Origin of the sequence: Streptomyces coerulescens, from assembly GCF_042657965.1 — a bacterium.
GTDB classification, from domain to species: Bacteria; Actinomycetota; Actinomycetes; order Streptomycetales; family Streptomycetaceae; genus Streptomyces; species Streptomyces coerulescens.
This window is the reverse complement of the sequence record NZ_JBHSKM010000011.1, coordinates 223,146-237,698: the sequence shown is the minus strand read 5'-3', so window position 1 is coordinate 237,698 and position 14,553 is coordinate 223,146. Positions and strand designations below refer to the sequence as shown.

Annotated in this window: 13 protein-coding genes; 2 read left to right on the top strand and 11 right to left on the bottom strand. The window is 70.2% G+C overall.

The window, feature by feature from the left end:
• Nucleotides 1-284: 284 nt before the first annotated feature.
• The 4 genes from ACFPQ9_RS19190 to ACFPQ9_RS19175 are packed head-to-tail and all read right to left on the bottom strand — an operon-like array spanning nt 285 to nt 3,298.
• Nucleotides 285-905, bottom strand: a complete 621-nt coding sequence (locus ACFPQ9_RS19190; protein ID WP_380854354.1) for a GTP-binding protein — start codon at nt 903-905, stop codon at nt 285-287.
• On the bottom strand, nt 886-1,305 hold the full coding sequence (locus tag ACFPQ9_RS19185; RefSeq protein WP_380854352.1) for a DUF742 domain-containing protein: 420 nt from the start codon (nt 1,303-1,305) through the stop codon (nt 886-888). The genes ACFPQ9_RS19190 and ACFPQ9_RS19185 overlap by 20 nt, the downstream gene beginning before the upstream one ends.
• The gene (locus tag ACFPQ9_RS19180) at nt 1,302-1,709 is read right to left on the bottom strand and encodes a roadblock/LC7 domain-containing protein (RefSeq protein WP_380854350.1); all 408 of its coding nucleotides are present in this window, start codon (nt 1,707-1,709) and stop codon (nt 1,302-1,304) included. Before ACFPQ9_RS19180 ends, ACFPQ9_RS19185 begins: the two co-directional genes overlap by 4 nt.
• Nucleotides 1,706-3,298 carry a sensor histidine kinase gene (locus ACFPQ9_RS19175; protein WP_380854348.1) on the bottom strand — a complete coding sequence of 531 codons (1,593 nt, stop codon included), beginning with the start codon at nt 3,296-3,298 and terminating at the stop codon, nt 1,706-1,708. Before ACFPQ9_RS19175 ends, ACFPQ9_RS19180 begins: the two co-directional genes overlap by 4 nt.
• A gap of 553 nt (nt 3,299-3,851) precedes the next feature.
• Here ACFPQ9_RS19175 and ACFPQ9_RS19170 point away from each other — a divergent pair.
• Nucleotides 3,852-5,063 carry a glycosyltransferase gene (locus ACFPQ9_RS19170; RefSeq protein WP_380854346.1) on the top strand — a complete coding sequence of 404 codons (1,212 nt, stop codon included), beginning with the start codon at nt 3,852-3,854 and terminating at the stop codon, nt 5,061-5,063.
• Between the two features lie 71 nt (nt 5,064-5,134).
• Nucleotides 5,135-7,321 carry an RNA polymerase recycling motor ATPase HelR gene (gene helR, locus ACFPQ9_RS19165; RefSeq protein ID WP_380854344.1) on the top strand — a complete coding sequence of 729 codons (2,187 nt, stop codon included), beginning with the start codon at nt 5,135-5,137 and terminating at the stop codon, nt 7,319-7,321.
• A 106-nt stretch (nt 7,322-7,427) separates the two neighbouring features.
• On the opposite strand, the gene ACFPQ9_RS19160 is transcribed toward helR, so the two are convergent.
• The 7 genes from ACFPQ9_RS19160 to ACFPQ9_RS19130 form a co-directional block, all read right to left on the bottom strand.
• On the bottom strand, nt 7,428-10,280 hold the full coding sequence (locus tag ACFPQ9_RS19160; RefSeq protein WP_380854485.1) for a DEAD/DEAH box helicase: 2,853 nt from the start codon (nt 10,278-10,280) through the stop codon (nt 7,428-7,430).
• Nucleotides 10,281-10,393: 113 nt separating this feature from the next.
• Entirely contained in the window at nt 10,394-11,344 is a 951-nt protein-coding gene (tatC, locus tag ACFPQ9_RS19155; protein ID WP_380854342.1) for a twin-arginine translocase subunit TatC, read from the bottom strand.
• Between the two features lie 47 nt (nt 11,345-11,391).
• Nucleotides 11,392-11,685, bottom strand: a complete 294-nt coding sequence (gene tatA, locus ACFPQ9_RS19150; RefSeq protein WP_380854340.1) for a Sec-independent protein translocase subunit TatA — start codon at nt 11,683-11,685, stop codon at nt 11,392-11,394.
• Between the two features lie 263 nt (nt 11,686-11,948).
• Nucleotides 11,949-12,143: a hypothetical protein gene (locus ACFPQ9_RS19145; RefSeq protein WP_380854338.1), complete on the bottom strand. Its 195-nt coding sequence runs from the start codon at nt 12,141-12,143 to the stop codon at nt 11,949-11,951.
• Nucleotides 12,144-12,163: 20 nt separating this feature from the next.
• Nucleotides 12,164-12,463 carry a hypothetical protein gene (locus ACFPQ9_RS19140; RefSeq protein WP_380854336.1) on the bottom strand — a complete coding sequence of 100 codons (300 nt, stop codon included), beginning with the start codon at nt 12,461-12,463 and terminating at the stop codon, nt 12,164-12,166.
• Nucleotides 12,460-13,500 (bottom strand): helix-turn-helix transcriptional regulator, encoded by a 1,041-nt coding sequence (locus tag ACFPQ9_RS19135; RefSeq protein WP_380854334.1) that lies wholly within the window; start codon nt 13,498-13,500, stop codon nt 12,460-12,462. Before ACFPQ9_RS19135 ends, ACFPQ9_RS19140 begins: the two co-directional genes overlap by 4 nt.
• A gap of 18 nt (nt 13,501-13,518) precedes the next feature.
• Entirely contained in the window at nt 13,519-14,472 is a 954-nt protein-coding gene (locus tag ACFPQ9_RS19130) for a helix-turn-helix transcriptional regulator (RefSeq protein ID WP_380854332.1), read from the bottom strand.
• Nucleotides 14,473-14,553 lie beyond the last annotated feature (81 nt).

Here is a 14,553-nt window from a genome sequence, read left to right as displayed (position 1 = left end):
CCAGGTCCTCCGCGTCGGGGCCGTACAACCGGCGCAGCTCGCCGGGGCCGATGCCATGCGCGGGGCAGCCAGGCGGCGGGGGGGGCAATGGGCTCGTCGGTGCCGGCCGGGAAGAGAGATTCAGGCGTCACGATGGTCGCTCCGAAGCTGAAGTGATTCCGGTGTACAGGAGGTGAGGGGTTTCCCCTTGTTCGGGCGGTTCGGCGTAACCGAGAACGTGGGGGATGCAATACGGGGACGGGGGGACTTGTACGGCCGTGCGGCTCAGCCGACGCGTATGCGTTTCACGCAGGTGCCTTCGCCGTGGCCAGCGCATGCAGGAAGTGCATCAGCGTCATCAGAACATCCCGGCTGGACGCCCTGCGGCGGACGTCGCATTCCACGATGGGGATCTCCTCGGGCACGTCGAGCGCCGTACGGAGTTCGGAGACGGGGTAACGGGGCGCGTCCGGGAAGGTGTTGACGGCCACCACGAAGGGCACTCCGCACTCCTCGAGTCGCCCGATGACGTCGAAGCTGACTTCGAGGCGGCGGGTGTCGACCAGGACGACCGCGCCGAGCGCGCCCTCGAACAACCCGTTCCACAGGAACCAGAAGCGTTCCTGGCCGGGGGTGCCGAAGAGGTACAGCACGAGTTGCTCGGTGATGCTGATGCGGCCGAAGTCCATCGCGACGGTGGTGGCCGTCTTGGTGTCCGAACCGAAGTTGTCGTCGACGCCGATGCCCGCCTGCGTCATGGTCTCTTCGGTGGTCAGTGGCCTGATCTCACTCACCGAGCCGACCATGGTCGTCTTGCCGACGCCGAAGCCGCCCACGATCACGATCTTGACCGCGGCCTCGGCCGTGTGCGGCAGCTGGTCCTCGGTCCGGGGACCGGGGACCATGTCAGAGCTTTTGAAGTCCATGCATCACCGCTTCGAGAATTGAACGGTCGGCGACGGTCTGGCGCACGATCGGGTTGCGCGCCGTCACCAGTCCGGCCGTCAGCATGTCGGTGAGCACGACCGTCATCATGCTGAACGGCAGGTTGAGATAGGCCGAGAGCTCGACCACGGAAAGTGGGGTGGTACAGAGCCGGAGCAGCGCCGACTGCTCCGGAGTGGCGGACGGCGGAGGGTCGGCGCGCGCCACGATTAAGGTGACGAGGTCGAGGTCCGCGTCCCGCTCGGCGCCGTCCGGGCCGGCCACCACGAAGAGCCGTTCCGGTTGCTTCTCCTTCCCGGGCTCGCCGGGCTCGCCGGGCTCCACGGGCGGTGGAGGCGGTTGTTCCTTGGGGTGTCGCCGCTGGCGTTGCGGAGGAGTCATACGGTCTGCCCGTTGCGCCGGGGCGGACTGGTGAGATGGGCGCCGATGCGGGCGACGAGGTCGGACATACGGTTGCTCATCCGGCCGGGTTCGGCGAACGTGTCGGAGAGTACGGCGAGATAGGCGTTGGCGCCGGCGGCCATCAGATAGAAGTAGCCGCCGTTGATCTCGATGAGGACCATCTTCATCTTGCCGTCGCTCTTCGGGATCTCCTGGGCGACGGCGCTCGCCAGGCTCTGCAGGCCGGCGCAGGCCGCGGCGACGCGGTCGGCGGTGTCCGGCTCGCCGCCGTAGCGGGCGATGCGCAGTCCGTCGGCGGAGAGCACGACGATCATCTGGATGCCCGGGACGCCGTCGTGGAGCTCCTTGAGCATCCAGTCGAAGTTGGCTCGCTGCTGGATCACTTGAGGTCCCCCTCCTCGTCGGCCTCGGGGTGGGCCGGTTGGGTTCGCGGTTGGAGTGTGAGCGGGTCGGGCTTGTCCTTGAGTCCGTTCCAGAACGCCTCGACCCAGGCTCCGGGGACGGGCTCGTCCTCGGCCGGCTCGGGCTCGGGATCGGGCTTGCGCGTCGACCAGATGGTCGGCCGGCCCTCCCGTTCGGCCTGGTCGATGGCCGCCTGCTCGGCGAGCCGCTTGCTGAGCGGGGTCTTGACCCGGCTGCGGCGCTGGGGCAGCCCGCCCGCGGTCCATTCCGTGACGACGGGTACGTCGTCCTCGAGGGAGACCGAGGCGGGGATCTTCGGGCTGGTGGGGCGCCGCTTCTTGGGAGTGCGCTTGGGACCTTCGAGCAGATCCGGGTCGTCGGCCTTGGGCGCCGATCCGGCGCCGATGCCGTGGGCGAGTCCGGGCGCGGGGTCGGTGGTCATCATGGCGCGCGGCACCACGAGGACGGCGCGGACGCCGCCGTACGCGGAGGACCGCAGCGAGACCTGCATGTCATAGGCCGTGCAGAGGCGGCCGACGACGGCCAGGCCCAGGCGTGGCGACTCTCCGAGGTCCTGGAGGTCGGTGCCCTGCTTGGCACGCTCCAGCATGCCCTCGACCCGGGCGCGGGCCTCCTCGCTCAGGCTGACACCGGCGTCCTCGATCTCGATCGCGACGCCGGTCTGCACCTCGGTGGCGGTGACGTGCACCTTGGTCTGCGGCGGCGAGTAGCGCGTGGCGTTGTCGAGGAGTTCGGCCGCCGCGTGGATGATCGGCTCGACCGAGATACCGGCGATGTTGACCTGGACGATGGAGTCCAGGCTGATGCGGCGGTACTCCAGGATCCGGGACATCGCGCCGCGCAGCACGCTGTACAGCGGGACGGGGTCGGGCCACTGGCGTCCGGGACGGCCGCCGCCGAGCACGGAGATGGAGTCGGCGAGGCGGCCGATCAGCATGGTGCCGTGGTCGATGCGCAGCAGGTCGTCGAAGACCTCGGGGTTGCGCCCGTGGTCCTCCTCCATCTCGCGGAGTTCCACGGCCTGTTGGTGGACGATCGACTGGACGCGGCGCGCGATGTTGACGAAGGAGCGCTGGGCGGAGTCGCGCAGGGCTTCCTCGTGGTCGACGATGTCGACCATCGACTTCACCAACTCGAGCTGCGCCGGGGCGAGTCGGCCGTAGGACGGGTCGAGCTCGGCGAGGTCGCGCATCACCTCATGGGGTGAACTGCCGCAGCGCAGCGCATGGATGGCCGCGGGCGTGATCTCCGTCGCGAGGCGGGCCATCTCCTCGCCGTGGGCGGCGACGCGGCGTTCCAGATACGCGGTGTGACGGGCGTGCTCGGCCCGAGTGTCCTCCAGCGCGCGACCGCGGCGCACCGCTTCGGCCGCGGAGGCCAGCACCAGCAGCATGGCCACGGCACCGCACACGCCGACGGCCGTCCGGGCCGGGTTCGCCACCAGGGCGACGGCGGCTCCGATCGCCGCGGCCATCACTATGGCCGGCAGCAACAGCACACGTGCATAGGGGAGTTCACGGCGTCGGGGCGGATTTTGAACGCTCACCATGTGGGCCCTCTGAAACTGATCGGGTGGGTGTAGGGGGAGCTTGCAGCGGGGTACGTCATGGGTATGTCGGAATCTTCTGCACGTTTGGGAACAAGCGCACGATTACACCTCAACTCGGTGCGCTGCGGGCGAGCTTAGTCCGACCGGATCATCGCTGTGTCATATTCAGCAAGCACCTGAAATGGGGTGCGCGACAGCGGTACGCTCAGCCCCATTTATACGCTCAGATCACAATCGAACACGATCGGTTACTCCGCGAAAGCGTTCGAAGATTACTCACCGTGACGAGTGAAGGTCGTGTTCCGGACCCCGAATCGGGCGTTCGGCGGGAGATGTGATGTCCGGCGAAGGCGGACCAGAGGGCGGCCCCGAGGGCGGATGAGAGCCGGACGCCTGGACCGCGGCGGCAAACAACAAAGGCAAGGAGGTCACACCACTCCTTGCCACTCTCAACTTATAGCGCACTGGGGGGCTTGCGGCAAGGCCCCCCACATGCCGCAGAATTCCCGGCCATAAGGCCAGGACCTGCGGAAACGGGAGTCGGATAGTGCGCGTGGTGTTGTCGACCTACGGGTCGCGGGGGGATGTCGAGCCGCTGGTGGCGCTCGCGGTACGACTGCGGGCACACGGCGCCGAGGTGCGGGTGTGCGCCCCGCCGGACGAGGACTTCGCACGGCGGCTGGCCGGCGTCGGCGTACCGCTGATCCCGGTGGGCCCATCGGCGCGTGCGCTGACGAAGGCCGCCCCGCCGCCGTCGTCCCTGCCGCAGCGCGCGGCGCAGATCGTCGCCGCGCAGTTCGACGCGGTCAGCTCGGCGGCCGAGGGATGCGATGCCCTGGTGGCGACCGGTGTGCCGGCGGCCGCGGCGGGCGCGCTGTCGATCGCGGAAAAGCTGGGCATCCACTCCGTGTCCGTGACGTTCCAGCAGCTCACCCTCCCTTCGCCGCACCGCCCGCCGCTGGCCTATCCCGGCCGGCCGCACCCGCCGGAGGTGACCGACAACCGCGCGCTGTGGGACCTGGACGCCCGGAGCATCGACGAGCTGTTCGGTGCGGCGGTCAACGCGCATCGGGAGTCGATCGGCCTGCCCCCGGTCGACAGCCTCCGCGACTACGTCATCGGCGACCGGCCGTGGCTCGCGACCGACCCGTTCCTGGACCCCTGGCACGAGCCGGCGTACGTCGACGTCGTACAGACCGGCGCCTGGACGATGCCGGACGAACGCCCGCTCCCGGACGGGCTGTCGGCGTTCCTCGACGCCGGCGAACCGCCGGTGTTCGTGGGCTTCGGCAGCATGCCCATGCACGCGTCGGCGGATGTCGCCCGGGTCGCGGTGGAGGCGGTGCGCGCGCAGGGCCGGCGTGTGGTGATGGCCCGTGGCTGGGCCGATCTGGCGCTGCTCGACGACAGGGACGACTGCTTCGTCGTCGGCGAGATCAACCATCAGGCGCTGTTCCGCCGGGTCGCCGCCGTTGTCCACCACGGCGGGGCGGGCACCACCACCACGGCCGCTCTGGCCGGCGTGCCCCAAGTGGTGGTGCCGCAGCTGGCGGACCAGCCGTACTGGGCCGGACGCGTGGCCGACCTCGGCATCGGCGCGGCCCACGACGGTCCGACCCCGACGTACGCGTCCCTGTCCGCCGCGCTCGGCACGGCCCTGGACCCCGAGACCCGGGCACGGGCGACCGCCGCGGCGGCCACGATCCGCGGCGACGGGGCGGAGGTCGCCGCGCACCTCCTGTTCGACGCGGCCAAGTCCGCGTGAGCCGTACGGGATCGTCCGGGCAAGTCGCCGCACACCAGGGCCGCCAACGACCGACTTACGGAGCCACAGCCGTGAAACCCATGACCACCAGCGCCTTCGACCTTCCCGAACGCCTCTCCCCCAAGGCCGACCCGGCACTGATCGCCGCCGACGAGCGGCACTTCGCCGCCATCGCGGAGTGCCTCGAACAGTCCATCGCCGAGCTGTCCGACCGTCTCGCCGCCGCCCGCAGGGAGCCGGGAGGCACGGGCCGGGAGGCGATGGACCGCGACAACGAGATCCACCGGCTCAGCGCCCGACTGCGCACCCTGCGCCGCTTCGGCCTGGACCTGTGCCTCGGGCACATGGTCGGCGCGGACAGCTCCGAGCCGGTCTATGTGGGACGGCTCGGTCTGACCGACAGCACGGGCCGCCGGCTGCTGGTCGACTGGCGCTCCCTCGCGGCCGAGCCGTTCTTCGGCGCCACGCACGCCAACCCGATGGGCCTGTCCGGCCGCCGCCGCTACCGCTGGACCGAGGGCCGGATCAGCGACTACTGGGACGAGGTGTTCACCCCGGACGGCTTCGCCGGGCATGCCGCGCTCGACGACCAGTCGGCGTTCATCGCGAGCCTGGGCAGCGACCGCTCTCCCCGGATGCGGGACGTGCTCGGCACGATCCAGGCCGACCAGGACGCCATCATCCGCGCCGGATCCCGCGGCGCGCTCGTCGTCGACGGCGGACCCGGCACGGGCAAGACCGTCGTCGCCCTGCACCGCTCCGCCTACCTGCTGTACTCCGACCCACGCCTCGATCAGCGCCGCGGCGGCGTGCTGTTCGTCGGCCCGCACCGGCCGTATCTGGCGTACGTCTCCGATGTCCTGCCGAGCCTCGGCGAGGAGGGGGTGCAGACCTGCATCCTTCGGGACCTCGTGCCCGAGGGGGCGACCGCCGGGGTCGAGCCCGATCCGGAGGTGGCCCGGCTGAAGTCGTCCGCGGACCTGGTACGGGCGATCGAGAAGGCCGTCCGCTTCTACGAGGAGCCGCCCACCACGGGCATGACGGTCACGACCCACTGGTCCGACGTACGGCTGACCGCCCGCGACTGGGCCGTGGCGTTCGACGCGGCCGAGCCCGGTACGCCGCACAACGAGGCCCGCGACCAGGTCTGGGAGGAGCTGCTGACGATCCTGGTCGACCAGCACGAGGAGGACGCCTCCGGCGACGACGGCGAGGTCTCCCCCGAGCTGATCCGCAGGTCGCTGTCGCAGAACCGGGAGCTGCGCGGCGCCTTCGACCGGTCGTGGCCGCTGCTGGAGGCGACAGACCTGGTCGGAGACCTGTGGACGGTCCCGGCCTACTTGCGGATGTGCGCTCCCTGGCTCGATCGCGAGGAGGTGCGGCGGCTCCAGCGCGCGGACGCCCAGGCGTGGACGGTGTCCGACCTGCCGCTCCTGGACGCGGCACGGCAGCGGCTCGGCGACCCGGAGGCGGCCCGGCGCCGACGCCGCCACGAGGGCATCCTCGCCGCCCAGCGCGAGCGGATGACGCAGGTAGTCGACAACCTCATCGAGGCCACGGCGAACTCCGGCGCCGACACCGACGACGGCGAGGGCCTGGTGATCATGCTGCGGGGCCAGGACGCCCAGGTCAGTCTGGTCGACGAGTCCGAGCTGACCGACCTCGCCCGGGACCGCCTCGCCGGACCGTTCGCGCACATCGTCGTGGACGAGGCGCAGGAACTGACCGACGCGGAATGGCAGATGCTGCTCCTGCGGTGCCCGTCGCGCAGCTTCACCATCGTCGGGGACCGCGCCCAGGCCAGGCACGGGTTCACGGAGTCATGGCGCGAACGGCTCGAACGGATCGGGCTCGACCGGATCGATCTGGCCTCCCTCGACGTCAACTACCGCACACCGGCGGAGATCATGACGGAGGCCGAGCCGGTCATCCGAGCCGTGCTGCCGGACGCCAATGTGCCGACGTCGATCCGCAGCGGGGGCGTCCCCGTCCTCCACGGCTCGGTTACGGAGCGGGACTCGATCCTCGACACCTGGCTGACGGAACACGCCGAGGGAATCGCCTGCGTCATCGGCGACTCGACGTTCCGCCCGACCGAACGAGTACGGTCACTGACTCCCGAGCTGTCCAAGGGCCTGGAATTCGACCTGGTCGTCCTGGTGAACCCGGAGAACTTCGGCGAGGGCATCGAAGGAGCGGTGGACCACTACGTGGCGATGACCAGGGCAACCCAGCGACTGATCATCCTCACCTCTTGAGAGACGACGAGTGCACGCCGGTGAAGGGGCGCGGGGCTCTATCGATATGCGGCTCCGCCGCGTGGGCGCGATCAACCACGAAGCACCCGCACCGGCCCACAACCCGTCACCCCACCGACGAGTAGGCAACAACCCCCCGCAGCAACCCCTCAACCGCCTTACGCGCACTCTTCCCCACGGTCGAGCCCTCCGCAGGAGACGCCGCCGAGATCTGTCCCAGCACGTCGATCACCTGCTTGCACCACCGCACGAAGTCCCCGGCCGGCATCTCCGCCTCCCGCAGCACCTCGTCCAGTCCCTTGCCGCTGGCCCACATGTAGGCGGCCCAGGCGAAGCCCAGATCCGGTTCGCGCTGGCCGACGCCCTCGGTCTGGGTGATCCGGAAGTCCTCCTCCAGAGCGTCCAGCCGTCCCCAGATCCGCACCATCTCGCCCAGCGCGGCCTTGGCCTTGCCCGATGGCAGCTTCGGGGCCATCGCGTCGTCCCCGACCCGTGCCTCGTACACCAACGCCGAGACACAGGCCGCCAGTTCGGCCGGGCCGAGGCCCTCCCACACCCGTTCGCGCAGGCACTCGCTGGCGAGCAGGTCGAGTTCGCCGTACAGCCGGGCGAGGCGCTTGCCGTGCTCGGTCACCTCGTCGCCGCGCAGATAGTCGAGCTCGGTCAGCAGCGCGACGATGCGGTCGAAGGTCCGCGCGATCGTGTTCGTCCGGCCTTCGATACGGCGCTCCAGCTGCGAGGTGTCCCGCAGCAGCCGGTGGTAGCGCTCGGCCCAACGGGCATGGTCCTCACGGTCGTTGCAGCCGTGGCAGGGGTGTGCCCGGATGGCCTTGCGCAGCCGGTCGATCTCGCGGTCGTCGGCGGCCTGGGAGCGCCGCTTGCGGTGCCGGTCCGGAGCGATGTGTCCGGCCTTGGTGCGCAGCGCGGACGCCAGGTCCCGACGGGACTGCGGGGAACGCGGGTTGAAGGACTTCGGGATCCGCATCCGCTCCAACGCCTCCACGGGCACCGGGAAGTCCATCGACGCCAGCCGCTTGACCTGCCGCTCGGAGGTCAGGACCAGCGGGCGCGGCCCGTCGTGGTGCTCGAAGCCGCGGTGGCCGTTGGAGCGGCCGGCCGGCAGCCCCGGGTCGAGCACCAGCGCGAGCCCGGCGTACTTGCCGGTCGGCACATGGATGACGTCGCCCGGCTTGAGCTTCTCCAGCGCGACGGCGGCCTCCGCGCGCCGCTCCGCCGCGCCCTGGCGGGCCAATTCGTTCTCGCGGTCCTTCAGTTCGCGGCGCAGCTGCGCGTACTCCTCGAAGTTCCCGAGGTGGCAGGTCATCGACTCCTTGTAGCCCTCCAGCCCCTCCTCGTTGCGCTGCACCTGGCGCGAGATGCCGACGACCGACTTGTCGGCCTGGAACTGTGCGAAGGACGTCTCCAGCAGTTCGCGCGAGCGGTGCCGCCCGAACTGCTCGACGAGGTTGACCGCCATGTTGTACGACGGCTTGAAGCTGGAGCGCAGCGGATAGGTGCGCGTGCCCGCGAGACCCGCGAGGTGGTCGGGGCTCATGCCGCGCTGCCACAGCACCACGGCGTGCCCCTCGACATCGATGCCGCGGCGGCCCGCACGGCCGGTCAGCTGGGTGTACTCACCGGGGGTGATGTCGGCGTGCTGCTCGCCGTTCCACTTGACGAGCTTCTCCAACACCACCGAACGCGCGGGCATGTTGATGCCGAGGGCGAGGGTCTCGGTGGCGAACACGGCCTTGACCAGGCCGCGGACGAACAGCTCCTCGACGACCTCCTTGAAGGTCGGCAGCATGCCGGCGTGGTGGGCGGCTATACCGCGCTCCAGGCCCTCCAGCCACTCGTAGTACCCGAGGACGTGCAGATCCTCGGTCGGGATGGACGCGGTGCGCTCCTCGACGAGGGCGCGCACCTTGTCCCGCGCCTCGTCGTCGTTCAGCCGCAGCCCCGCGTACAGGCACTGCTGGACGGCGGCCTCGCAGGCGGCGCGGCTGAAGATGAAAGTGATGGCGGGCAGCAGGCCCTCGGCGTCGAGCCGTTCGATGACTTCGGGCCGCCCGGGCGTCCACACTCTGGAGCGCTGTCTGCGCTCGCGCTCCCGGTCGGCCTCGCGCATGGCACGGCCGCGTCTGCGGTCCTGGTAGGACGGCCGGGTCGCCTCCATCCGGGCCAGCCGTGTGAGGTCGGGGTTGACGGCCTTCTTGCTGCCCTCGCCCTCCTCGAACAGGTCGTACATCCGGCGTCCGGCGAGCACGTGCTGGAAAAGCGGCACGGGACGGTGCTCGGAGACGATGACCTCGGTGTCGCCGCGGACGGTGTCGAGCCAGTCGCCGAACTCCTCGGCGTTGGACACGGTCGCCGACAGTGAGACGAGGGTGACCGACTCGGGAAGGTGAATGATCACCTCTTCCCATACGGCGCCCCGGAAGCGGTCGGAGAGGTAGTGCACCTCGTCCATGACCACGTAGCCGAGGCCGAGGAGGGTCTGCGACCCGGCGTACAGCATGTTCCGCAGCACCTCGGTGGTCATCACGACCACCGCGGCGTCCGGGTTGACGCTGTTGTCGCCGGTGAGCAGACCGACCATGCCGTTGCCGTAACGGCGGCACAGGTCGGCGTACTTCTGGTTCGACAGCGCCTTGATGGGCGTGGTGTAGAAGCACTTCTTGCCCTGCATCAGGGCGAGGTGGACGGCGAACTCGCCGACGATCGTCTTGCCGGAGCCGGTGGGCGCGGCCACCAGCACGCCCTTCCCCGTCTCGAGCGCCTGGCATGCCTCGATCTGGAAGGGGTCGAGGCCGAAGTCGTACATCTCGCGGAAGGAGGCGAGCGCGGTGGCCTGCTCGGCGGCGCGCCTGCGTGCTGCCGCATACCGCTCGGCCGGTGAGAGGTCCTCTGTCATCGTGCTTTCGAGCGTACCGGGCCCCACTGACAACAGGACGATCATTATCCGGATCGGCACCGCGCGAACCCGGTGTCCGCGCAGCTCACGACCGCGAAGCGGAAGCGGCCGGGTGCGCCCCGTAGGCGCCCCGGCCGCATCCTCCTGAGAACCGCCTCTCAGGTGACGTCGTCGTAACCGTTGACCCGCTCCGTCGTCGCCTGCTCGGGCAGCGCCCGGCTCGCGGAGACGGCCTCGACCTCACCGATGTCCTCGGGGGTCAGATCCAGGTCGGAGGCCTCGTCGTCGCCGGGGCCCATGGCGTCCCGGCGGCGCCTGCGGCGGTCGTTGAGCAGGGAGACGGTGACGGCGGCGAAGTACAGGACCCAGATCGGTCCGGCGAGGGCCATCATCGTCAGCGGGTCCGTGCTCGGCGTCGCGATCGCCGCGAACACGGTGATGCCCATGATCATGCCGCGCCACCAGCCGAGCATGCGCTTGCCGGTGATCGCGCCCGTGAAGTTGAGCATCACGAGCAGCAGCGGCAGCTCGAAGGAGAGACCGAAGACGACCACCATGCGCGTGACGAGGTCGAGGAGATCGTCGAGCGGCAGGAGGTTGTCGACGCCGAACGGAGTGAACTCGATCAGCACGTCGGCGGTCTTCGGCAGCACCTTGTAGGCGAAGAAGGCGCCGGCGAGGAAGAGCGGGAAGCCCGTGCCGACGAAGGCGTAGGCGTACTTGCGCTCGTGCTTGTGCAGGCCGGGGGCGACGAAGGCCCACAGCTGGTACAACCAGACCGGTGCGGCGAGCACGACACCGGCCATCAGGGACACCTTCAGGGCCAGCGTGAACGGCGCGAGCAGACCGTTGATCGTGATCTGCGCGCAGGGGTTCTCGTCGCGCGCCGTCTTGGCCAGTTCCTCGAACGACTTCGGGCAGCCGACCGACTCCAGGACCGGCTTGGTGAAGAAGTTGATGATGTCCTGATAGAAGAAGGCGGCGATGATCGTGATGACGACGATCGCGAGCAGCGCCTTCGCGAGCCGGTTGCGGAGCTCACGAAGGTGTTCCGCGAGGGGCATCCGCCCCTCGGGATCCTTCTCCTCTTTGCGGGCAGACTTCAGCAACCCACGTTCCCATCTCGTGCGGCGGGCCGGAGGTCACCGGCCCTGCGTCAGCGCTTGGAGGTGTCCGTCGGCTCGTTGACCGGGCGGGAGCTGGTCACGTCGCCGGGGGAAGCCTGGATGATGCGCTGGGCCGGGGGCTGCTGGTCGTCACCGGCGTTGTTCGGCGGGTCGGCCGGGGCGGCGGACTTGTTGTCGTCCTTCATCGCCTTGGCCTCGCTCTTCAGGATCCGGGCGGACTTGCCGAGCGAGCGCGCCATGTCCGGAAGCTTCTTCGCGCCGAACAGCAGGATGATGACGACGAGGATGAGAATGATCTCGGGGGCTCCGAGCCTTCCGAACATAAGTCTTTACCTTCTCACCGAGGCGGCTGGGGTGGGATGCTGTCCGATCGGTCGGACATGTGTCCGAACGATCGCGTTGACAGCGATCGTAACGCTCAGGGGTAAACGAGAGGCAATCCCCGTGCGTACTACTCCCTGTCCGCGGTCCGGGCCTCGTTCTCCGACCCGCGACCAGCAGCGTACCTTTCCACGGCGCCAAGTTGACAGGGCGAAGTGGCCCAAAACGCATGCGGCACCGCACTCACACCCGATCCTTGGGGTGCCTACAGGGAGTCCGCAGCCCGGGCCGCGCTCATGCTCGCGCGCTCCAGGTCCTCGGCGGCCCTGCTGATGCGCTGCGCGGAGTCCGAGACCTGCCGGCCGAGGCGCTGCGCCTCCAGGAAGACCCGCACGGCGAGCACACCGAGGACGGCGAGACCCACGAAACCCACAGCTACCGCGAACATCGGCCAGAACATGAGGGCGAGCCTAGACCGTCCTAGACCGTGGAGTGCAGCCGCAGGGTGCTGACCCCGCCGCCGGTCAGCAGCTCGACGATGCGCTCACCGGCCGGCTTGCGGACGGCCGCGCCGCAGTCGGGGCAGGTGAAGGAGTAGAACGTCGTACGGCTGCTGGCGCCGATGACGAGGCGCAGGGCGCTCGCGGCGAGCTCGAAGTGGCCCCGGCAGTCCGGGCAGCCCGCTCTGAACATCACCGGCGCCACGCTTCTCATCCCGGCGAACGCCGACGCCACCGTGATTCCCCGCACACCGGACCCGGACGTAGCCGACTCGCTCAAAGCCCTCGCTCCTGCCTGTCGCCCTGCCGTTCCTGAACCTCACGCGTCCCGTGGGACTCCTGCACCTCGACCCCGTCGTACGCCGCCAGTGCCTCGCGGGCCGCCCGCCGGGCGCTGTCGGCCAGCTCCGGCGGCGACACGATGCGGCCGTCGCGGCCCAGCCGGAGTGCCAGGCGCCGCAGCGACGCCGGGTCGGGGGTGCGCAAAGTGATACGCAGTCCGCCGTCCGCAAGCTCATCGGCGCTGTCGTGCGGGTAGTACTCGGCGACCCAGCGCCCGCCGGGGCCGACCTCGACGACGACCTCCGGGTCCTCCGCCGCGGGCTGCACCAGCCCCTCGGACAGGTCCCGCAGCTCCACCTCGGGCGGCGCGGACGGCTCGTCGAGGATCTTGATCTCGGCGACCCGGTCGAGGCGGAAGGTACGGCGGGCCTCGGAGCGCCGGCACCAGGCCTCGACATAGGTGTGGCCGACGCTGACCAGGCGGATGGGGTCGATCTCGCGCTCGGTGACCTCGTCGCGGGCCGGTGAGTAGTAGCGGATCCACAGCCTGCGCCGCTCGGAGATCGCCCGGTCGACGTCCGCGAAGACACCGCCCTCGGACTCGAAGGTCACCGACAGCCGGGCACTGGCGCCGGCCGCCTCACCCGAGGCGGTCTCCACCTTGGCGGTCGCCCGCAGCAGCGCCTGCCGGTCGCTCTCCCGCAGACCGGGCAGCGTGGCCACGGCGCGGGCGGCCACCAGCAGCGCGGTCGCCTCGTCGGCTGCGATCCGCAGCGGCTCGGCCACGTCGTCGGGGTTGTGCCACCAGATGCGCTCGCCGTCGGTGTCGATGTCGAGCAGATCGCCGCCCCGGAAGCTGGTGCCACACATGGGCAGCACGTCCAGGTCGGAGACCAGCTCGTCCTCGGAGATCCCGAAGGCGCGCGCGACGTCCTCGACCCGGGCGCCGGGACGCTCCTTCAGATACGTCACCAGCGAGAGCATCCGCCGGGTCTGGTCGATGGCGCTCGCGGGCCTGACCGGTTTGCCTGCCACTGCTCGCTCCGCTCCCCCTCAGCCCTTGGCCACGGCACGCAGCCTGTCCACCACGTCGGCCCGCAGCTCCGCGGGCTCCAGGACCACCACATCCGGCCCGAACTCCACCAGCCAGGCATCCAGCCCGTGGCCGTACGGAATCTCCAACTCGTCCCAGCCTTCGCCGAGTTCCCGCACCGCCGTGGCCTTCGCCCGAAGGGGGTACCCGGCGTCCGTGCGCAGCCGGATCAGCGCGGAGCGGTCGGCGATCTCCCCCGCCCAGCCCGCGACGGTCTCCCGGACGGTGACGACATCGGGGATCTCCGCGGTGAAGCGGCCGCTGCGGCTGCGCACCTTGCCGGTGATCCTCGACAGCCGGAACACCCGCTCCGCACCACGGTCCCGGTCCCAGCCCGCCAGATACCAGTGGCCGCGCCAGCACTCCAGCGCCCACGGCTCGACATGGCGCTGCTCGGGGCGGGCGGCGGTGGCCTTGCGGTAGTCGAAGACGACCGGTCGGCGGTCCCGGCAGGCCAGCATCAGCGGCTCGAACGCCGCCTCGTGCACGGGGATTCGGGGCTCCAGCGCGCCGTGCGCCTCGTACGGGTCGACGTCCTCCGGCAGCCCCGCCGCGCGCAGCTTCTGCAGTGCGCCGCTGGCCGCGCCCGCGAGCCGGGCCTGCTGCCACACCTTGGCAGCCAGGCCCAGCGCGGCGGCCTCCTCGGCGTCCAGGGTGATCGGCGGGAGGCGGTTGCTGTCGCGGCGGGCCAGATAGCCGACCTCGCCGTCGAGGTTCTCCACGGTCTCGATGACCAGACCGAGTTCGCGCAGATCGTCCTTGTCGCGCTCGAACATCCGGTTGAAGGAGTCGTCGCTGCCCGCTTCGAGATAGGCCTCGAGGGACTCACGAAGCTCGCGCTTGCTCAGTGGCCGCCGCGTCCCGAGCAGACACAGCGCCAGATTCATGAGCCGCTCGGCCTTGGCAATGGCCATCGACGCCCTTCGCCTTCCCTATGGTGCTTACGAGCGATGACCGTACCGCTCCGCAGTGGCGTGGCAAAAGCCGAGGCCCAT